Source organism: Leifsonia sp. 21MFCrub1.1 (genome assembly GCF_900107895.1).
In the GTDB taxonomy this organism is placed as follows: Bacteria; Actinomycetota; Actinomycetes; order Actinomycetales; family Microbacteriaceae; genus Leifsonia; species Leifsonia soli.
The window spans coordinates 1,175,382-1,193,855 of the sequence record NZ_LT629867.1; the positions used below are offsets into that span (position 1 = coordinate 1,175,382).

The 18,474-nt window shown below is 70.5% G+C and carries 22 protein-coding genes; 14 read left to right on the forward strand and 8 right to left on the reverse strand.

Going from position 1 to position 18,474, the window contains the following annotated elements; all coding sequences use genetic code 11:
* Positions 1-81 precede the first annotated feature (81 nt).
* The 7 genes from BLW09_RS05530 (at position 82) to ilvA (ending at position 7,413) form a co-directional block, all read left to right on the forward strand.
* Positions 82-1,218 (forward strand): ABC transporter substrate-binding protein, encoded by a 1,137-nt coding sequence (locus tag BLW09_RS05530; protein ID WP_089909524.1) that lies wholly within the window; start codon positions 82-84, stop codon positions 1,216-1,218.
* Positions 1,197-2,195 carry an ABC transporter permease gene (locus BLW09_RS05535; protein ID WP_089909527.1) on the forward strand — a complete coding sequence of 333 codons (999 nt, stop codon included), beginning with the start codon at positions 1,197-1,199 and terminating at the stop codon, positions 2,193-2,195. Before BLW09_RS05530 ends, BLW09_RS05535 begins: the two co-directional genes overlap by 22 nt.
* The gene (locus tag BLW09_RS05540; protein ID WP_089909530.1) at positions 2,183-3,052 is read left to right on the forward strand and encodes an ABC transporter permease; all 870 of its coding nucleotides are present in this window, start codon (positions 2,183-2,185) and stop codon (positions 3,050-3,052) included. The genes BLW09_RS05535 and BLW09_RS05540 overlap by 13 nt, the downstream gene beginning before the upstream one ends.
* Position 3,053: 1 nt before the next feature.
* Positions 3,054-4,142, forward strand: coding sequence for an ABC transporter ATP-binding protein (locus BLW09_RS05545; protein WP_089909533.1), 1,089 nt, complete (start codon positions 3,054-3,056; stop codon positions 4,140-4,142).
* 20 nt (positions 4,143-4,162) lie between these two features.
* Positions 4,163-4,762 (forward strand): hypothetical protein, encoded by a 600-nt coding sequence (locus BLW09_RS05550; RefSeq protein ID WP_218857039.1) that lies wholly within the window; start codon positions 4,163-4,165, stop codon positions 4,760-4,762.
* 78 nt (positions 4,763-4,840) lie between these two features.
* A complete protein-coding gene (locus BLW09_RS05555; RefSeq protein WP_089909539.1) occupies positions 4,841-6,103 on the forward strand; it encodes an AI-2E family transporter in 1,263 nt (420 codons plus the stop codon).
* Positions 6,104-6,153: 50 nt separating this feature from the next.
* Positions 6,154-7,413 carry a threonine ammonia-lyase gene (gene ilvA / locus BLW09_RS05560; RefSeq protein ID WP_089909541.1) on the forward strand — a complete coding sequence of 420 codons (1,260 nt, stop codon included), beginning with the start codon at positions 6,154-6,156 and terminating at the stop codon, positions 7,411-7,413.
* A 92-nt stretch (positions 7,414-7,505) separates the two neighbouring features.
* On the opposite strand, the gene greA is transcribed toward ilvA, so the two are convergent.
* Both greA and BLW09_RS05570 read right to left on the reverse strand, forming a co-directional pair.
* Entirely contained in the window at positions 7,506-7,997 is a 492-nt protein-coding gene (gene greA / locus BLW09_RS05565; protein WP_089916643.1) for a transcription elongation factor GreA, read from the reverse strand.
* 122 nt (positions 7,998-8,119) lie between these two features.
* Positions 8,120-8,581, reverse strand: a complete 462-nt coding sequence (locus BLW09_RS05570) for a DUF4307 domain-containing protein (protein ID WP_089909544.1) — start codon at positions 8,579-8,581, stop codon at positions 8,120-8,122.
* 91 nt (positions 8,582-8,672) lie between these two features.
* Between BLW09_RS05570 and BLW09_RS19255 the strand changes: the two genes are divergently transcribed.
* Positions 8,673-8,804 carry a hypothetical protein gene (locus tag BLW09_RS19255; RefSeq protein ID WP_269457906.1) on the forward strand — a complete coding sequence of 44 codons (132 nt, stop codon included), beginning with the start codon at positions 8,673-8,675 and terminating at the stop codon, positions 8,802-8,804.
* Positions 8,801-9,061, forward strand: coding sequence for a hypothetical protein (locus BLW09_RS05575; protein ID WP_089909547.1), 261 nt, complete (start codon positions 8,801-8,803; stop codon positions 9,059-9,061). The genes BLW09_RS19255 and BLW09_RS05575 overlap by 4 nt, the downstream gene beginning before the upstream one ends.
* Before the next feature lie 27 nt (positions 9,062-9,088).
* Here the strand turns inward: BLW09_RS05575 and BLW09_RS05580 are convergent, their stop codons facing one another.
* Positions 9,089-9,730 carry a LysE family translocator gene (locus BLW09_RS05580; protein WP_089909549.1) on the reverse strand — a complete coding sequence of 214 codons (642 nt, stop codon included), beginning with the start codon at positions 9,728-9,730 and terminating at the stop codon, positions 9,089-9,091.
* Between the two features lie 113 nt (positions 9,731-9,843).
* Here BLW09_RS05580 and BLW09_RS05585 point away from each other — a divergent pair, with 113 nt between their 5' ends.
* Entirely contained in the window at positions 9,844-10,296 is a 453-nt protein-coding gene (locus BLW09_RS05585; RefSeq protein ID WP_089909551.1) for an Lrp/AsnC family transcriptional regulator, read from the forward strand.
* A gap of 28 nt (positions 10,297-10,324) precedes the next feature.
* On the opposite strand, the gene trhA is transcribed toward BLW09_RS05585, so the two are convergent.
* On the reverse strand, positions 10,325-11,170 hold the full coding sequence (gene trhA / locus BLW09_RS05590; protein ID WP_089909554.1) for a PAQR family membrane homeostasis protein TrhA: 846 nt from the start codon (positions 11,168-11,170) through the stop codon (positions 10,325-10,327).
* Positions 11,171-11,267: 97 nt separating this feature from the next.
* Here trhA and BLW09_RS05595 point away from each other — a divergent pair, with 97 nt between their 5' ends.
* From BLW09_RS05595 to BLW09_RS05610, 4 genes are all read left to right on the forward strand, one after another.
* Positions 11,268-12,044: an isoprenyl transferase gene (locus tag BLW09_RS05595; protein ID WP_089909557.1), complete on the forward strand. Its 777-nt coding sequence runs from the start codon at positions 11,268-11,270 to the stop codon at positions 12,042-12,044.
* 76 nt (positions 12,045-12,120) lie between these two features.
* Complete coding sequence (locus tag BLW09_RS05600) at positions 12,121-13,239, forward strand: aminotransferase class V-fold PLP-dependent enzyme (protein WP_089909560.1); 1,119 nt, start codon at positions 12,121-12,123, stop codon at positions 13,237-13,239.
* Positions 13,240-13,468: 229 nt separating this feature from the next.
* Positions 13,469-14,833, forward strand: coding sequence for a PhoH family protein (locus tag BLW09_RS05605; protein WP_231947206.1), 1,365 nt, complete (start codon positions 13,469-13,471; stop codon positions 14,831-14,833).
* A 67-nt stretch (positions 14,834-14,900) separates the two neighbouring features.
* Positions 14,901-15,395 carry a MepB family protein gene (locus BLW09_RS05610; RefSeq protein ID WP_089909567.1) on the forward strand — a complete coding sequence of 165 codons (495 nt, stop codon included), beginning with the start codon at positions 14,901-14,903 and terminating at the stop codon, positions 15,393-15,395.
* Positions 15,396-15,432: 37 nt separating this feature from the next.
* Here the strand turns inward: BLW09_RS05610 and BLW09_RS05615 are convergent, their stop codons facing one another.
* From BLW09_RS05615 to BLW09_RS05630, 4 genes are read right to left on the reverse strand one after another with little or no spacing between them, the layout of a single operon-like run.
* Positions 15,433-16,839 (reverse strand): class II fumarate hydratase, encoded by a 1,407-nt coding sequence (locus BLW09_RS05615; protein WP_089909570.1) that lies wholly within the window; start codon positions 16,837-16,839, stop codon positions 15,433-15,435.
* A 35-nt stretch (positions 16,840-16,874) separates the two neighbouring features.
* Positions 16,875-17,471, reverse strand: coding sequence for a carbonic anhydrase (locus BLW09_RS05620; protein WP_172824291.1), 597 nt, complete (start codon positions 17,469-17,471; stop codon positions 16,875-16,877).
* Between the two features lie 38 nt (positions 17,472-17,509).
* Positions 17,510-18,172: a DUF4245 domain-containing protein gene (locus BLW09_RS05625; protein ID WP_089909575.1), complete on the reverse strand. Its 663-nt coding sequence runs from the start codon at positions 18,170-18,172 to the stop codon at positions 17,510-17,512.
* On the reverse strand, positions 18,169-18,474 hold the full coding sequence (locus BLW09_RS05630; protein WP_089909578.1) for an exodeoxyribonuclease VII small subunit: 306 nt from the start codon (positions 18,472-18,474) through the stop codon (positions 18,169-18,171). The genes BLW09_RS05625 and BLW09_RS05630 overlap by 4 nt, the downstream gene beginning before the upstream one ends.

Below are 18,474 nucleotides of genomic sequence, written 5' to 3' on the forward strand. Positions count from 1 at the left end.
GACCGTCCGGACGCCTGACCTTCCTACCGTGACGACGTCCGGGCGCTCCGCCCGGTCGACACCTTGCACTGGAGGAAACCCGTGATCAACAAGCGCGCACGTGTCGCCGGCTTCGCCGCCGCGGCCGCCGTCGTCGCACTCTCGCTCTCCGCCTGCTCCGGTGGCGCGAGCGCCAGCACCGCAGACACCGCGAAGATCAGCACCGCCACCGACGTCGCGTCCGCCGGCGGGATGGACGCGCTGGTCGCGGCCGCGAAGAAGGAGGGCAGCCTCAACATCATCGCGACCCCGGGCGACTGGGCGAACTACCAGGAGATCTTCGACGGCTTCACCAAGAAGTACGGCATCACGATCAACCCGAGCCAGGACAGCGCCTCCAGCCAGGAGGAGATCGACGCTGCCAAGAAGCTCAAGGGCCAGGACACCGCTCCGGACACCTTCGACATCGGCTCCTCGGTCGCGCTCGCGAACACCGAGTACTTCGCGCCGTACAAGCCGACCGGCTGGGACGACATCCCCGACAGCCAGAAGGAGAAGACCGGCCTCTGGAAGGTCGGCTACTACGGCGTCATGGCGGTCGGCTACGACGCCAACAAGATCAAGACGCCGCCGAAGTCGTTCGACGACCTGCTGAAGCCGGAGTTCGCGGGCGCCGTCGCGCTCAACGGCAACCCGACCCAGGCGGCCGCCGCGGCCGGAGCGGTCGCCTACGCCACCCTGCAGAACGGCGGGACGCTCGACGACCTCACCCCGGGCATCGACTGGTTCACCAAGCTGAAGAAGGCCGGCAACTGGAACGCCGCCGACGGCAAGCCGAACACCATCGCCTCGGGCGAGACCCCGGTGCTGCTCGACTGGTCGTTCAACCAGAAGGGCTACGCCACCTCCGACACGATCAAGGGCGGCGGCGTGAACTGGAAGTACGTCGTGCTCCCGGGCACCGCGTACGTCGGGTACTACAACCAGGCCGTGAACAAGGACGCCCCGCACCCCGCGGCCGCGCGCCTCTGGGAGGAGTACCTCTACAGCGACGCCGCCCAGAACGCGTGGCTGAAGGGCGGCGCCTACCCGGCGCGCGTCGACGCGATGGAGAAGGCCGGGACGCTCGACAAGGCCGAGTTCCCGGGCAAGCTGGAGAAGGTGGCTGTCATGAACGACAAGCAGGCCACCGACGCCGGCACCCTCCTGAACGCCAAGTGGGCGAACGCGGTCGGCTGATGACCGAGACCGTCACAGGCGCCGCGGCGCCTGCGGTCGGACGCGCCGCCGCCGGAATCTCCGAGACGGAGATCCGGCGGCGGCCGTCGTCGGCCCGGGCCGCGGCCGAGCGGCCGGGACGACGCCGCAGGGGCGGCGCGGCCGCCGTGCTGGGGCTGACCCCGTTCGCGTTCTACGTCATCGTGTTCCTCGCCGTCCCGACCGTCGTCGCAGTGGGCAGCGGATTCCTCGACGACGCCGGCCGCTTCACCTGGGCGAACCTGACCGGGCTCGCCGAGCCGGCCATCGCCGGCTCCTTCTTCGGCGCGTTCTGGCTCTCCGCCGTGACCGCCGTCGTCGGCGCGATCGCGGGGGCGGCCCTCTGCTTCGCCCTCCTCCGTTCGCGGTCCGGCGGCGTGACCCGCTCCCTGGTGGATTCGGCCAGCAGCGTCCTCGCCCAGTTCGGCGGCGTCATGCTCGCCTTCGCGTTCATCGCCACGATCGGCGCGCAGGGGCTGGTGACCGTGCTGCTGCGGAACGTCGCGCACATCAACATCTACGAGCACGGCGTGTGGCTGTACACGGTGCCCGGCCTCATCCTCCCGTACCTCTACTTCCAGATCCCGCTGATGGTCATCACCTTCATGCCGGCCCTGGAGGGACTCCGCCCGCAGTGGCTGGAGGCGACCGCGACCCTCGGTGGCAGCCGCTGGACGTACTGGACGCGCGTGGGAGGCCCCATCCTCCTCCCGTCGTTCCTCGGCAGTCTGCTGCTGCTCTTCGCCAACGCGTTCTCGTCGTATGCGACGGCCGCCGCCCTCGTCGGGCAGGCCAACAACATCGTCTCGCTGCAGATCCGGCAGGCGCTGATCAGCGAGACCGTGCTCGGCCGGGCGAACCTGGCCGGCGCGATGGCGCTCGGGATGCTGGTGGTGATGGTCGTCGTCATGCTCGGCTACTCCGCGCTGGTGCGACGGACGGCCAGGTGGCAGCGGTGAGCCGCGCCGTCGAGGCCCGCTCGGCCCGGCCGCGCCCGGCCCGGCGCCGCGCGCACGAGCTCCGGCTCGGCCCCGGTCCCGTCGTCCGCGCGGTGATCTGGACGCTTCTCGGGCTGTTCTTCCTCATCCCGCTGTTCTCGATGGTCGAGTTCACCCTGCGCACCGCGAAGCCCGGCGTCTACAACCTCGACCGCTGGGTGGCCGTCTTCTCGGGGGAGACGACCCGGTACGACCGCGTCTACCAGGGGCTCGGCAACTCGCTCGTGCTCGCGGTCGTGACGGTCGCGATCGTCCTCCTCGTGCTGCTGCCGACGATCGTGCTCGTCGAGCTGCGCTTCCCGAAGCTGCGGCGGCTGCTGGAGGCGATCTGCCTGCTGCCGATCATGATCCCCGCGATCGTGATGGTCGTCGGACTCGCTCCGACCTACGCGGTGGTGACCCAGCTCTTCGGCTCCGGCGCCTGGACCCTCGCCTTCGCGTACGGCATCACGGTCCTGCCGTACGCCTACCGGGCGATCCAGAGCAACGTCGCCGCCGTCGACATGATCACCCTCAGCGAGGCCGCCCGTTCGCTCGGCGCCGGCTGGTGGACGGTGTTCTGGCGCGTCCTCGTTCCGAACCTGCGCCGCGGCATCCTCGCCGCCTCCGCTCTCTCCGTCGCCGTGGTGCTGGGCGAGTTCACGATCGCCTCGCTGCTCTCCCGCGTCAACCTGCAGACCTCCCTGCTGCTGGTGTCGCAGTCCGACCCCTTCGTCGCGGTCATCTTCGCGCTCCTCGCGCTGGTGTTCGCGTTCATCCTCCTCGTCGTCGTCGACCGCCTCGTGAGCGTCCGGCGCCGTCGCACCGCGAAAGGCTGACATGACCGCCCTCGAGACCCCGCTCCTCTCCTCCCGCACCGGCTCCACCGTCGAGCTGCGCGACCTCGTCCGCGACTTCGGCGGCGGCGTCGGGCTGTCCGGCTTCGACCTGGAGGCGGCGCCCGGGGAGCTGATCGCGCTCCTCGGCCCGAGCGGCTGCGGCAAGACGACCGCGCTCCGCTCGCTGGCCGGGCTGGAGCGGGTGGACAGCGGCAGCATCCTCATCGACGGCCGCGACGTCACCGACGAGCCCACCAGCCGCCGCGACCTCGGGATGGTGTTCCAGTCGTACTCGCTCTTCCCGCACCTCACCGCCGGGCAGAACGTGGAGTTCGGTCTGCGGATGCGCAAGGTCGCCCCGGCGGACCGCCGCCGCCGCGCGGCGGAAGCCCTCGAACTGGTGGGCCTCGACCACCACGCCGGCCGGTACGCGCACCAGCTCTCCGGCGGTCAGCAGCAGCGCGTCGCGCTCGCCCGCGCCCTGGTCACCGAGCCGCGCGTCCTGCTGCTCGACGAACCCCTGTCGGCGCTCGACGCGAAGGTCCGGGTGCAGCTGCGGGACGAGATCCGCCGCATCCAGACCGAACTCGGCATCACGACGTTCTTCGTCACCCACGATCAGGAGGAGGCGCTCGCCGTCGCCGACCGGGTCGCGGTGATGCGCGCGGGCCGGATCGAGCAGATCGGCAGCCCCGAGGAGCTCTACCACCGCCCGGCGACGGCGTTCGTCGCGGAGTTCGTCGGCCTGACGAACCGGGTGGACGGAGTCGTCGCGGGTGGGCGGCTCACGGTCCTCGGGCACGAGGTGCCGCTTGCCTCCGACGCGGTGGAGGGTCCGGTGACCGCCTACCTGCGGCCGGAGGACGTCGTCCTCACCGCCGGAGGCATCCCCGCCGTCGTGCTGACGACGAGCTTCCTCGGAGCCCTCCGGCGCACGCGCGTCCGGCTGGAGGACGGCACCGAGCTGTCGCTGCAGCACGGCGCCCGCGAGCGGCCCGAACCGGGCGAGCGGGTGGCCGTCGGCCTTACCGGTTCGCCGGTCACCGTCGCGCCGCGCGACGCGGGAAATGGGGCAGTCCCGGCGCGCTGACCGCGGAGTAGAGTCCGCGCATGTCCAGCGAGACTCCGAATCGGGGTGGACGTGCGGGGGAAGACGCCGAAGTCGCTGTGCAGATCGATCCCGCAACGTTCGAGAAGACCCAGTCCCTCACGGACATCGCGCACCGCATCTCGGTGCACGATGTCATCACCTTCCCGTGGTTCCGCCCCATCGACACCATCAGCCCCACCCACACCGTGGGGAAGGGGCGGACCAACCTGACCCTCATCGCGTCCGACATCATGCAGACGGACACGACCGGCACCCCCTACGCGTCGTTCACGTACCGCCCGACACCGTCCGGCGGGCCGGGGGTCTCCGTGCACTTCACGCCGGGCGACTACGGAGCGACGGCGGTGGGCGACTACGTCGTCACCTTCGTCATCGCGACGAACGGCAGCGTGAACCTCACCGTCGGCGGCTTCGCGGGCGGCACGACGCCCACCGGGCTCGGCGCACGGACGGTGAACGGGAACGTCGCCGTCGTCGTCGGGCTGAAGCACGTCCCGCCGACGCAGGTGACGTACGCCTCCATCCAGCAGACCGGAGGGGCCGGCTGGCAGTGGTACCGGACGGTCATCGAGTACCCGCCCCTGATCCTGCAGCTCTGACCGGGCTCGCTGTCAAGGGGCCGAGAGCCGCGGCCGCGTTTCTCCGAAGGGACACGGCCGCGGCCTACACTGACGGTCATGTCCGACACCGACCGCCCCGTCCCGTCGCCCACGACTGCGCCCGGAGCCGGCCAGGAGGCCAACCGCGCCCCCGCCCGCGCCTGGTTCCAGCGCCGCCGGCGAGAGCTCGGCGAGCCGATCGAGGACGCGGACGAGACCGTCCCGCGCGGGATGCGCATCGCCGGGGCCTGGTCGTGGCGGCTGCTGGTGATCGGCGCGGTCCTCGCCGTCGTCATCTTCCTGATCATCCAGCTCAAGCTCATCGTCATCCCGGTGCTCATCGCCGTGCTGCTCTCGGGTCTGCTCGTGCCGTTCAAGGACTTCCTCGTGCGGCACCGCTGGCCGAAATGGCTGGCGATCGTCGTCGTGCTGATCACCCTGGTCATCGTCGTCGGGGGCCTGCTCTACCTGGCCATCTGGCAGGTGACGCGGCAGAGCGGCGAGCTGCAGAAGCAATCGGTCGCCTCGTTCAACGACCTGCAGGCCTGGCTGACCAGCGGACCGCTCGGACTCAGCCCCGACCAGATCAGCAACGCGTTCGCGTCGATCGGGAAGTCGATCCAGCAGGACGGCCAGGTCTTCCTCTCCGGCGCGCTGTCGGTCGGCTCGACCCTCGGGCATGTCTTCGCCGGCGCTCTGCTGACCCTGTTCAGCACGATCTTCATCCTCATCGACGGCAAGAGCATCTGGGGCTGGATCGTCCGCGTCTTCCCCAAGCGTTCGCGCGCGGCGATCGACGGCGCGGGCAAGGCCGGCTGGGTCACGCTCCGGAACTTCGCCAAGGTGCAGGTGCTCGTCGCCTCCATCGATGCGCTCGGCATCGGCCTCGGCGCGTTCTTCCTCGGGCTGCCGCTGGTGATCCCGATCTCGGTCCTGGTGTTCCTCGGATCGTTCATCCCGGTGGTCGGCGCGGTCGTCACCGGGGCGCTCGCGATCTTCATCGCGCTCGTCTTCAAGGGCTGGGTGTTCGCGCTGATCATGCTCGGCGTCGTCCTGCTGGTGCAGCAGATCGAGGGGCACATCCTCCAGCCGCTCATCATGGGCAGCGCCGTGAAGGTGCACCCGCTCGCCGTGGTGCTCGCCGTGGCGGCGGGATCGCTGCTGGCCGGCATCCCCGGCGCGCTGTTCGCCGTGCCGTTCGTGGCGGTCCTCAACGTGATGGTGCACTACGTGGCGAGCGGCGTCTGGCGGAACGCCGCACCGACCGACTACACGTCACCAGAACGCGCGATCTGGGAGACGGTGCCGCGGCCGGTGCGGCGCCCGCCCGCGCGGCCGTAGCGCCGATATGCATACAGTCGCCGGCATACGAGCGCCGCTAGGCTGAGCGGGTGGCAATCGCGACCGATCACACGCGCACCCCGTTCGCAGGCCCCAGCCTGGACGAGTTCGAGGCTGCGCGCGCCATCGTCGCCCACGTCGCCCAGCCGACGCCGATGGAGACCTCCCGCTTCCTGAGCGACGTCTTCGGCGCCCCCGTGATCCTCAAGTGCGAGAACCTGCAGCGCACCGGCTCCTACAAGATCCGCGGAGCATACAACCGGTTGTCGAAGCTGAGCGCGGAGGAGCGCGCACGCGGCGTCGTCGCCGCCTCCGCGGGCAACCACGCACAGGGCGTCGCCTTCGCCGCCCGCGAGCTCGGCATCCACGCGACGATCTTCATGCCCGTCGGCGTCGCCATCCCCAAATTCCAGGCCACGCGCGCCTACGGGGCGGATGTGGTGCTCAGCGGCAGCGTCGTCGACGAGACCCTCGAGGCCGCCGCCGACTTCGCGGCCGAGACCGGCGCCGTGCTCATCCCGCCGTTCGACCACCCGGACGTGATCGCCGGCCAGGGCACGCTGGGCCTCGAGATCCTCGACGAGGTGCCCGACGTCGCGACCGTGATCGTCCCGATCGGCGGGGGCGGCCTGATCTCGGGCGTCGCCAGCGCGATCAAGCAGCGCGCGGCGCTCTCCGGGCGAACGGTGCGGATCATCGGCGTGCAGGCGGCGAACGCGGCCGCCTACCCTCCGTCGCTCGCGGCGGGGGCGCCGACGGAGATCTCGCTCACCGGCACGATTGCCGACGGCATCGCCGTGCGTCGCCCCGGCGCGCTCAACTTCGAGATCGTCCGCGAGGCGGTGGATGAGATCGTCACCGTCTCCGAGGACGACATGGCCCGCGCGATGGTCCTGCTCCTGGAGCGCGCCAAGCTCGTGGTGGAGCCGGCCGGCGCCGCGGGTGTCGCCGCGATCCTCGCCGGATCGGTGACCGCCGACGGAAAGACCGTGGCCATCCTCTCGGGCGGCAACATCGACCCCCTGCTCATGCAGCGCGTCATCAGCCAGGGTCTCGCCGCCTCCGACCGGTACCTCAAGCTGACCATCATGCTTCCGGACCGCCCGGGCCAGCTGGCGCGCATCGCCGAGATCCTCGCCGGTGTCAACGCCAACGTGGTCGAGGTGCTGCACACCCGGCACGGGCGCGGGATGCAGCTCAGCCAGGTGGAGCTCGACGTCAGCGTCGAGACGCGCGGCACCGACCACCGCCGTCAGGTCATCGACGCGCTCCGTGCCGCGGGCTACGACCCCGTCGTCGACGACGAATAACGCCGACAGCTCCTGAGTTTTTCGCTCGTTTCGCGGAGAAACGGCGGAAAAACTCAGGAGCTGTTCGCGTGGGTGCCGGGGTGCGGTGGGCGTTACTGGCCGGTGTAGGTCTCGACCTTGGTGACCTCGACGGCGATCTGACGGCCGTTCGGGGCGGTGTACTCGGTCGTGTCGCCGACGTTCAGGCCGAGGATGGCCGCGCCGAGCGGGCTCTGCTCGCTGTAGACGGGGAGGTCGGTCCCGGCCGCCATCTCACGGTTGCCGATGAGGAACACGCTCTCGTCGCCCGCGATCGTCGCGGTGACGACGGTGCCGGGCTCGACGACGCCGTGGCTCTCCGGCGCCGCGCCCACCGTCGCGTTGCGCAGCAGGTTGGTCAGCTGGACGATGCGGGCCTCGATCTTGCCCTGCTCGTCCTTGGCCGCGTGGTAGCCGCCGTTCTCCTTGAGGTCGCCCTCCTCGCGGGCCGCCTCGATGCGCTTCGCGATCTCGTTGCGGCCGTTGACGCTGAGCTCCTCGAGCTCGGCCGCGAGACGGTCGTACGCGTCCTGGGTCAGAAACGTGACCTGAGACTCCTGAGACATGATGAACTCCTTCGCGCCTGCGGCTGCCGCCACGGGGCGGCCAGCACGCGAGCAGATGGTCCGGTTCGGTACCGGTGCTAAAGTCGACGCCCCGGCCACGGCCGGGGCGTATCCGCACAATACTAGGTCAGCCAGCAGGTGTTGATCAAACCCGTGTTGGGCGTCATGATCGTTCGGATCGACTCGGTGTGGGAGGTCACGCGCGTCTCCGAACCGGGGTACTCGACGATGCGCCAGCCGACGATCGCGAAGTCCTCGTTGAGCGCCTGGAGGGCACAGGTCACGGGCGTGCCCGGCGGCGCATTGATCGTGAACGAGATGTCGACGTGATGGTCGTCGGGGATCGTGTAGGCGGTGTCGGTCGTCTCGAGGTTCGCCTGGTTGTTGTCCCAGCCGGCCCAGAAGACCCACCCGGTGACGATCGCGACGAGGGCGACCGCTCCGCCGATGAGCAGCCAGCGGTCGCGCCGCTTCCGCTGGGGGGTGCGGCCGTAGCGGGTGTCGAGCGTGGGGACGCGCGGCGTCGCAGCCGAGGGCGCGGAGGCCGATGGCGTGGGAACCGGGGGAGTCGGGGTCGCCGTCATGCGTGCACCGCCATGCCGTCCAGTCCCGCCTTCCGCTCAGGAGCCTCCCGCCGGGCGACGGTAGGCTGAGACCAGACTAGGAGAGAAAGCTGTGAATGCTGGCGCCTCCTGGCCCACCGACATCCTGCGGGCCGCCCGGCCGACGGAGGAGTCGCCGCTCATCGACTCGAAAGTGGAGACCTGGATGCCCGAGATCGACCTCGTCGCCGAGGTGCGTGCGTGATCGCCGACGCTCTGCTGCGCGCCTCCGTCCTGCTGGCCGCCACCCCGACGCCGACGCCATCCGGGACGCCCGACGACGATTCGGTCACCCCCGGCGTGATCGGCTTCGTCATCACCTTCCTGCTGGCCGTGGTCGTCGTCCTGCTGGTGATCGACATGGTGCGCAGGATCCGGCGCGTGCGCTACCGCGCCGAGATCGCCGAAAAGCTGGATGCGGAAGAGGCCGAGCGCCGGGGCGACGGGCCCGAGCAGCAGTAGCGGCCGTCCCCTCGCGGGTCGTCCGGGTCAGAACGCCTGCGCCACCCGCTCGGCGAGCAGCGCGACGCCGATCAGGGTCATGGCGATCGCCGAGACGCGTGCCATGACGACCGTGCCGCGCGGGCGTGCAGCCAGCAGTCGCCGGGCGAGCACCGCGACGGTGAGGTAGACGACCGCGCAGGTCGCGACGAACAGCCCGCCGAGCATCAGCATCTGCGCCGCGGGGGCCCAGCCTCCGTGCGCCGAGGTGAACTGCGGCACGAGCGCGACCAGCACGAGCAGCCCCTTGGGGTTGAACCCGCTGACCCCGGCTCCGCGCAGGAAGGACGCGACCGACGACGCGCCGCCGGTCACGGTGCCGTCCGCGCCCGTGTGCGCGGCGATCGGTGCGGCCGACCTCGCCAGCCCGCTGATCCCGAGCCACAGCAGGTACAGGGCGCCGCCGACGGTGAGCACGTCGAGAAGCACGGGATTGGCGGCGACGAGCGCGCCCAGTCCGACCGCGACCGCGACGACCACCACGAGGTACCCGAACAGGATTCCGCCGATCGAGGGCAGCAGCGTCCGGCCGCCGAGCCCGGCGGTGACCGCGTACGCCCAGTCGGCGCCCGGCGTGCAGACGAGGAGGGCCGCGACGCCCCAGAAGCCGAAGACCAGTGCCGGATCCATCGCCGTCCTCCCTCCGCCCGCGCTCTGCGTGCACTGGAAAGCTATGGCGTATGAGGCCGAAAGTGCTTGCCACTTTCGTGCATCCGGCATGCATTCGTGGAAGAATCTGCTGCATGGATGCGATCGACCGGGAGATTCTCGCTGCACTGCAGGAAGACGGCCGGCTCAGCCTCACCGACCTCGCCGCGCGGGTCGGTTTGACGCTGTCGCCGTGCCACCGTCGCGTGCGCGAGCTGGAGAACGCCGGCGTGATCGAGCAGTACCGCGCCGTGGTCTCTCCCGCGGCGGTCGGGCTCGACTTCGAGGCGATCGTGTTCGTCACCATCGACCGGACCGACCCGGAGACCGTCGGGGCGTTCGAGGAGGGGGTGCTCGCCATCCCGAACATCGTGCAGGCCGAGCGGCTGTTCGGCGACCCGGACTACATGCTCCGCGTGCTGACTGCCGACCTCACGGGATACCAGCAGCTGTTCGACGGGCCGCTGGGGGCGCTGCCCGGCGTCCGCAAGCTGTCGTCGACCCTGGTCATGAAGCAGGTGACCGGCCGGAGGGCGCTGCCGACCTGACCCCGTCTCCACTCAAGCGGGTCGCGGGTCAGCCGGCGTTGTAGGCGGGGTGCAGCGCGATCAGCAGTGTCGCCGTCCAGTGGCAGAGGAACGCCAGCACGGTCAGCGTGTGGAAGATCTCGTGGAAGCCGAAGCGCCCGGGGAACGGGTTCGGCCGCTTCATGCCGTAGATCACCGCACCGGCGGTGTACATCAGGCCGCCGACGAGCACGAGCACCATCATCGCGACGTTGGCGTCGACCAGGTCGACGATGTACATCATCGCCGCCCAGCCGAGAGCGACGTAGATCGGCACGTACAGCCAGCGGGGCGCGCTGATCCAGAACACCCGGAAGCCGATGCCGATGAGGGCGCCGGCCCACACCAGCGAGAGCAGCAGGATGCCCTTCTCGGGTGGGAGCGCCAGCACCGCGAGCGGCGTGTACGTTCCCGCGATCAGCAGGAAGATGTTGGCGTGGTCGATGCGCTTCAGGATGATCTTGGTGCGCGGGCGCCAGTTGAAGCGGTGGTACAGCGCCGAGTTGCCGAACAGCAGCATCGACGTGAGCATGAACACGGCGGACGCCCACTTGGCCGGTGCGCCCTGGGCGAGGCTGATGAGGACGATGCCCGCCGCGATGGCGACCGGGAACGTCGCAGCGTGGATCCAGCCGCGCCAGGTCGGCTTGACCTCGCCGGGGAAGGCCGGGGAGGCATCCAGCAGCGGGATGTTCGGCAGTTCCGGGCCGCCGTCGCGCGCCTCGCGCTCGTCCGCCTGGACGGCCGCGTCGGAGGTGCTCAGGTCGGCGGCAGGCTCCGCCAGCAGCTCGGCGACGTCCTCGTCGGCCGCGCGGTCGCCGGTCGTACCGGTGTTCTGACTCTCTCGGGGCGACATAGACCAAGAGTAGGGGAGGACGGGTGGCCGGATGCTGTGAGCCGGCCCCGCTCGACCGCGCTAACGTAGCAGCGTGAGCAGACGCGGAACGCCGGGGATGGGCCGGCTGGAGGCCAGCGGGCTGCTCTACGGGCTCTACCAGAAACGCCTCCGCCGTGACCTCAATCGTGAGTCCCTCCCGAAGCACGTCGCCATGATCATCGACGGCAACCGCCGGTGGGCGCGGCAGGCCGGGATGACGACCGTCGCGCACGGCCACCGCGCGGGCGCCGCCAAGATGCACGAGTTCCTGGAGTGGTGCGACGAGCTGGGCATCCAGGTCGTCACGCTCTACCTGCTGTCGTCGGACAACCTCACCAACCGCGAGAGCGGCGAGCTCGGCGACCTCATCGACATCATCGCCCAGCTGGCCGACGACCTCTCGCACTACCGCGACTGGCGCGTCAAGCACGTCGGGTCGGCGACCGGCCTCCCTCCCCGGCTGCTCGAGGCGCTGGCGGATGCGGAGAAGCGCACCGCCGCGAACACCGGGATGCACATCAACCTCGCGGTCGGCTACGGCGGCCGCAAGGAGATCACCGACGCCATGCGCAGCATCGTGGCCGCCCACCACGCGGAGGGCGGCAGCCTGGAGACGCTCGCCGACCTCCTCACGCCCGACCTCATCGGCGAGCACCTCTACACCGGAGGCCAGCCCGATCCCGACCTCGTCATCCGGACCTCGGGGGAGCAGCGCCTCAGCGACTTCATGCTGTGGCAGAGCGCGCACAGCGAGTTCTACTTCGTGGAGGCGCTCGGACCGGACCTCCGCAAGGTCGACTTCCTGCGCGCGGTGCGCGACTACTCGCGCCGCAATCGCCGTTTCGGCGGCTGAGCGCGGCACGCGGCGCCGCCTGTTCCGTTTCGTCCCCGATTTCCGGCTGGCCGGTCGGCTCGGCCAGAATCGGAGGGTGACGACGGTCGAGGAGTATGCCCGCGGGTTCGGCGAAGAGCCCGGATATCTGGACTACGGACGGGTCGGTCCGCTGTCCGCCACCGTGCGGGCGGAGGCGATCGGGCAGTACGAGATCCTCTCCAAGGCGCGCTTCGGCACCATCGACCGGATGGGCGCGGAGGACGAACGGGTGCGGGACGCGGTCAGCGCCCTGACCGGGTTCCCCGCCGACCAGGTGGCGTTCCAGCCGAACGCGTCGAGCGGGCTGCTGCACGCGGCTTTCGGGCTGACCGGCGGCGACGTGCTCCTGTCGCTGGCCGAGTTCCCCTCTCTCACCTACGCGGCCGAGCGCGCGGCGCGGGCACTGCGCGTCATCACGCCGACCTGGCTGGAGACGGACGGGGGCCGCGTGACGCCTGCGCGCATCCGCGAGCAGCTGACCGACAGCACGTCCGCCGTCATGGTGAGCCTCGTCGACTCGCGGACGGGGTACCTCGCCGACATCGACGGCATCCGCCAGGTCATCGGCGACCGCCTGCTGATCGTCGACGCCATCCAGGGCTTCGGCGTCGTCGACGCGCCGTGGGAGGTCGCCGATGTCGTCGTGTCCGGCGGCCAGAAGTGGATGCGCGCGGGCTGGGGCACGGGATTCCTCGCGCTGAGCGAGCGCGCGGTCGACCACCTCACCCCCGTCTTCAGCGGCTGGACCGGGTCCGGGCCGCAGCAGCCGTGGGACGAAGTGCTCGAGCCGGTGCGCGGTGCTGGCGCCTTCTCCGTCTCCAACCCGGACCGGGTGGCGCAGGCGCGCTTCGCCGCGGCCCTGGAGGAGGTGGCCTCGGTCGGAGTCAGCGCGATCTCCGCGGCGATCTCCGACAACGTCGAGCGCGTGCTGCAGCTCGCGGACGAGTTCGCGGTGCCGGTCAGCTCCTCGCGGAGCCCGGCGGAGCGGGCGGGCATGATCGTGCTGGAGCCGCTGCCCGAGCAGCTGACCGTGCTGGGCGCCTCCCTGCACAACCACGGCGTCTCCGCCTCGGTACGGGCGACGAACGTGCGCATCAGCGTCCACGCGGGCACCACGGCCGAGACGCTCGACATGCTGCGGGCGGCGTTCACCTCGTACGCGTCCGCCGCCTGATCGGGCGCTCCGCGGCGTCCCGCGCCACCCTCCCAGAACGGGGGGTGAATGTTCACCTGAACGAAACACGACACGCTGTCCCGCGGTCGGACGGGTGTCGGCGGCCGGGCGTAGGTTCGACGCATCGGGCACCGCGCCCGATCGAGACGGCCACAAAAGTTCGTCTCGAAACCAAGCGGCCGTCTCGTCAGTGAGATCCGCCGGCTCCCGAGGGAGCGGCGGGGTGGGAGTGGTCGTGGCGGAATCAGCAACCCGACAGGCAGCAACCCGGTCGAACGGCGAGGCAGCGGGAGCGGCGAAGACGAGTGAGCGCACATATGTGCTCGACACGTCCGTCCTCCTCTCCGATCCGAAGGCCATCTTCCGTTTCGCGGAGCATGCTGTCGTCATCCCCGTCGTGGTCGTCAGCGAGCTCGAGGGCAAGCGCAACGACCCCGAGCTGGGGTACTTCGCGCGGCAGGCGCTGCGCAACCTCGACGACCTGCGGGTCGAGCACGAGCGGCTCGACTTCCCGATCCCCGTGGGGGACGGCGGCTCGCTGCGGGTGGAGCTCAACCACTCGAACATGTCGGTTCTGCCGAGCGGAATGCAGCTCGGCGACAACGACTCGCGCATCCTCGCGGTCGCGCTCAACCTGTCGAACGACGGGCTCGACGTGACCGTCGTCTCCAAAGACCTTCCCCTGCGCGTCAAGGCCGCCTCGATCGGCCTCGCCGCGGAGGAGTACCGGCACGAGCAGGTGGTCGACTCCGGCTGGACCGGCCTCGCCGACATCTCGCTGGGCAGCGACCAGATGGCCGCGCTGTACGAAGACGAGTGGATGCGGACGGAGCTGGCCGACGACCTCCCGATCAACACCGGCCTCGTCATCCACTCGGACCGCGGCTCGGCCCTGGGCCGCGTCGTCGCCGAGGGCGAGGTGAAGCTGGTCCGCGGCGACCGCGACGTCTTCGGGCTGCACGGGCGCTCGGCCGAGCAGCGGCTCGCGATCGACCTCCTCCTCGATCCGGAGATCGGCATCCTCTCGCTCGGCGGCCGTGCCGGTACGGGCAAGTCGGCGCTCGCGCTCTGCGCGGGCCTCGAAGCGGTGCTGGAGCGCCGGCAGCACAAGAAGATCATGGTGTTCCGCCCGCTATACGCGGTCGGCGGCCAGGAGCTCGGCTACCTGCCCGGCGACGCGGGCGAGAAGATGAACCCGTGGGGCCAGGCGGTCTTCGACACGCTCGGAGCGCTGGTCTCGCAGAACGTGCTCGACGAGGTGCTCGACCGCGGCATCCTCGAGGTGCTGCCGCTCACGCACATCCGCGGCCGGTCGCTGCACGACGCGTTCGTGATCGTGGACGAGGCCCAGTCGCTGGAGCGCAACGTGCTGCTGACGGTGCTCAGCCGGATCGGTCAGAACTCGCGCGTCGTGCTCACGCACGACGTCGCGCAGCGCGACAACCTCCGGGTCGGGCGCCACGACGGCGTCGCCAGCGTGATCGAGACGCTGAAGGGCCACCCATTGTTCGCGCACGTCACGCTGAGCCGCTCGGAGCGCTCCGCGATCGCGGCCCTGGTCACCGAGATGCTGGAGGCGAACGAGCTCGCGTAGCCCGTCGCCCGTCGCCCGTCATGAATCATCGCCCTCCCTCGTCTTCGTCGATGACGGGGGAGGGCGCATGACTGCTGCCGACATCCAGCGGGTGCTGAGCGTGATGGATGCGCTGGGCGTCCCGCGCGGAGAGCTGCACCCAGAGGCCGACAACGGCGGATACGACGCTGCCGCGTGCGAGACTCCGGGCGGCCTGGTGCGGTTCCGGTCGGCGCGGGTGACGCCGCGCAAGTCGGGTCTGTTCGTCGCCGTCTGGCGTCGTGCGTCCGACGGCGGCACCGAGCCATTCGACGTGGGCGATCAGCGTCGGCTGGTGGTCGTCGCGCGCGAGGGGAGCGACGTCGGGGCGTTCGTGTTCCCGAGCGAGACGCTCGCATCGCGTGGTGTCGTCTCGGTCGACGGTGTGGGGGGCAAGCGCGGCTTCCGGGTCTATCCGCCCTGGTCCGCGGCGACCAGCCCACAGGCGGCGGCCACGCAGCGCTGGCAGTGCGCCTCGTTCCTCCCGCTCACCGACGACGCCCCCGCCCCGTCGAGTACGCAAAAACTGCACGCAGAATGCTGATTCTGCGTGCAGTTTTTGCGTACTCGACAGAGGAGGGTCAGCCGGGGTGCGTCATCGAGAGGACGTCGAGGGCGGCGTCCAGCTGCTCGAGGGTGACCTCGCCGCGCTCGACGAAGCCCAGGTCGATGACGGCCTCCCGCACGGTGATGCCCTTGGCGACGGCGTGCTTGGCGACCTTCGCGGCGGCCTCGTACCCGATCACCCGGTTGAGCGGGGTCACGATCGACGGGCTCGACTCGGCGAAGGCGCGGGCGCGTTCCAGGTTGGCCTCGAGCCCGTCGATCGTCTTGTCGGCGAGCACGCGGCTGGCCTGGGTGAGCAGACGGATCGACTCCAGCAGCGCGGTGCCCATGACCGGGATGGCGACGTTCAGCTCGAACAGGCCCGACGCGCCGCTCCAGGCGATGGTCGCGTCGTTGCCGACGACCCGCGACGCCACCATGAGCACGGCCTCCGGGATGACCGGGTTCACCTTGCCGGGCATGATCGAGGAGCCGGGCTGGAGGTCCGGGATGTGCAGCTCGCCGAGTCCGGTGTTCGGGCCGGAGCCCATCCAGCGGAGGTCGTTCGAGATCTTCGTCAGCGAGACGGCGATCGTGCGGAGGGCGCCGGACGCCTCCACCAGCGCGTCGCGGTTGGCCTGCGCCTCGAAGTGGTTGCGCGCCTCGGTGACCGGCAGCTCGGTCTCCTCCGTCAGCAGCTCGATGACGAGCTGCGGGAAGCCGAGCGGGGTGTTGATGCCGGTGCCGACGGCCGTCCCGCCGAGCGGGACCTCGGCGACGCGGGGGAGGGCGGCGCGGATGCGCTCGATGCCGTAGCGGATCTGCGCGGCGTACCCGCCGAACTCCTGGCCGAGGGTGACCGGAGTCGCATCCATGAGGTGCGTGCGGCCGCTCTTCACGGCCTCCGCCCACCGCTCCGCCTTGGCTTCGAGCGAGACGGCGAGGTGGTCGAGCGCCGGGATGAGCTCGTCGATGAGCGCACCCGTCACCGCGATGTGCACCGAGGTCGGGAAGACGTCGTTGGAGGACTGCGAGGCGTTCACGTGGTCGTTCGGGTGCACCGTGCGGCCCAGGCGGCGCGAGGCGAGCGTCGCCAGCACCTCGTTCATGTTCATGTTCGACGACGTGCCGGATCCGGTCTGGTACACGTCGATCGGGAACTCGGCGTCGTGTGCGCCGGAGGCCACCTCGTCGGCCGCGGCGGCGATCGCGTCGGCGATGTCCTGGTCGAGCACGCCCAGCCGGGCGTTCGCGAGGGCGGCCGACTTCTTGATGCGCGCGAGGGCGGCGATCTGGGCCGGCTCGAGCACGTCGCCCGAGATGGGGAAGTTCTCGACAGCGCGCTGCGTCTGCGCGCTGTACAGGGCGTCCTTCGGGACGCGCACCTCGCCCATCGTGTCGTGTTCGATGCGGTACTCGGCGTCCGCCGGGGTGTCCACCACGGTGTGTGTTTCCTTTCTGTTGGCGGGAGCTGGTGTCAGTCGCGCATGCCGACGACGACGTCGGGGACGACCCGGCCCTCCGCGAGCCGGTAGTTGGCTCCGACGATCGCGAGGGTGTTCTCGGCGACCGCGGAGGAGATGATCTCCGACTGCGCGAGCAGGTCGGAGACGGTGTCGCGCAGGTGCTCGCGTCCCACCGCCGAGGCATCGACCCCGGACGGGTCGACGGCGCCCGGGCCCGCGATACGGTGCACGGCGGGGACGATCGGCGCGATCAGGTCGGCGATGTGCGGCGGGAGCGGGTCGGCGTCGGCGGCCTGGGAGGCGATGGCCGAGGCCACCGCGCCGCAGCTGTCGTGGCCGAGCACGAGGATGAGCGGGACGTTCAGCACGGCGACCGCGTACTCGAGCGAGCCGACGACCGAGTCGGAGACGACCTGTCCGGCGTTGCGCACGACGAACGCGTCGCCCAGCCCGAGGTCGAAGATGATCTCGGCGGCGAGGCGGGAGTCGGCGCACCCGAAGATGGCGGCGACCGGCTCCTGGCCTCCCGCGACGACCTCGCGGCGCGTCACATCCTGGTGCGGATGCTGCGGCTCGCCCGCGACGAAGCGGGCGTTGCCCTCGAGCATGGCGTTCCAGATCTTTCCGGGGCGCGTTGTCGGCACGGTTATTGTCCTCCTCCGAGTGAGCGGATCTGATCGGCCAGCGACGACGCCACCGTGCGGAACTCGGTGTCGACGGCGGTGCCGAAGACGATGACGGAGCTGTGGCCCGCGTTGGTCACCAGGGCGTAGTCGACGTTGCCGTTGCCAGAGCCGCTCGCGCGGTTGTCGTAGACGTCCCAGGTGACGCCGTCGATGTCGCGGGTGCCCGCGATCCTCGACTTGGCGACCTGATCCGACACCCAGCTGTCGTTCGCGCCGAAGCCTTGCGTGATCCCGATGAACTGCTTCTTCGGCGTGATCAGCCCGATGTACCAGGAGTCGACGCCGTCGGCGGTCTTGGTGCGCAGCTCGGCGTTGTTCGACGTCCAGGTCGAGGGGAGTTTCGGCACGAGCAGGCGGTCCGGCTCGCTGCCCTGCGCCTCCTGGGCCACCGCGGCGTAGTCGACGGGCGCCGTCGTCGCCGTCGGATTGCCCCGCGGCACGACGAGCACGATCACCGCGACGAGGGCGAGCGTCGCGATGAGCGAGTAGATCAGGTTGTTGATCGTCTGCCGGTTGCGGTGGTTCGCCGAGTTCTGGGCCTTGCGGGCCGCCGTCTCCTCTGGCGTCTCCGGGCGGCCGAGCTCGGCGACGACCGCGGGCGGCTTGCTGGTGCGGGGGTTCATCCGCCCAGGACTTCTGAGGACTGTGTAGCTTCTGACGACTGCGGGGCCTCTGAGGACTGCGGAGCGGTTCCCGCGCCCGAGCGCGCCGCATCCAGTCGCGCCTTCGCGCCGATCAGCCACTCCTCGCAGTGACGGGCGAGCGCCTCTCCGCGCTCCCACAGGGCGATCGACTCTTCGAGCGTCGCCGAGCCCTGCTCGAGCTCGCCGACCACGCGGATCAGCTCGTCGCGCGCCTCTTCGTAGCTGAGCGCGCTGAGCGGGTCGCCCGCGGGGGCGGTCTCGGAACTGGGCATGACGTCCAT

What these genes read in the sequence shown, in the direction of transcription:
- BLW09_RS05545 (WP_089909533.1), top strand. Translation starts at nt 3,054, where the DNA reads ATGACCGCCCTCGAGACCCCGCTCCTCTCCTCCCGCACCGGCTCCACC.
- BLW09_RS05550 (WP_218857039.1), top strand. Translation starts at nt 4,163, where the DNA reads ATGTCCAGCGAGACTCCGAATCGGGGTGGACGTGCGGGGGAAGACGCC.
- BLW09_RS05555 (WP_089909539.1), top strand. Translation starts at nt 4,841, where the DNA reads ATGTCCGACACCGACCGCCCCGTCCCGTCGCCCACGACTGCGCCCGGA.
- greA (WP_089916643.1), bottom strand. Translation starts at nt 7,997, where the DNA reads ATGTCTCAGGAGTCTCAGGTCACGTTTCTGACCCAGGACGCGTACGAC.
- BLW09_RS05570 (WP_089909544.1), bottom strand. Translation starts at nt 8,581, where the DNA reads ATGACGGCGACCCCGACTCCCCCGGTTCCCACGCCATCGGCCTCCGCG.
- BLW09_RS05580 (WP_089909549.1), bottom strand. Translation starts at nt 9,730, where the DNA reads ATGGATCCGGCACTGGTCTTCGGCTTCTGGGGCGTCGCGGCCCTCCTC.
- BLW09_RS05585 (WP_089909551.1), top strand. Translation starts at nt 9,844, where the DNA reads ATGGATGCGATCGACCGGGAGATTCTCGCTGCACTGCAGGAAGACGGC.
- trhA (WP_089909554.1), bottom strand. Translation starts at nt 11,170, where the DNA reads ATGTCGCCCCGAGAGAGTCAGAACACCGGTACGACCGGCGACCGCGCG.
- BLW09_RS05595 (WP_089909557.1), top strand. Translation starts at nt 11,268, where the DNA reads ATGGGCCGGCTGGAGGCCAGCGGGCTGCTCTACGGGCTCTACCAGAAA.
- BLW09_RS05610 (WP_089909567.1), top strand. Translation starts at nt 14,901, where the DNA reads ATGACTGCTGCCGACATCCAGCGGGTGCTGAGCGTGATGGATGCGCTG.
- BLW09_RS05620 (WP_172824291.1), bottom strand. Translation starts at nt 17,471, where the DNA reads ATGCTCGAGGGCAACGCCCGCTTCGTCGCGGGCGAGCCGCAGCATCCG.
- BLW09_RS05625 (WP_089909575.1), bottom strand. Translation starts at nt 18,172, where the DNA reads ATGAACCCCCGCACCAGCAAGCCGCCCGCGGTCGTCGCCGAGCTCGGC.
- BLW09_RS05630 (WP_089909578.1), bottom strand. Translation starts at nt 18,474, where the DNA reads ATGGACGTCATGCCCAGTTCCGAGACCGCCCCCGCGGGCGACCCGCTC.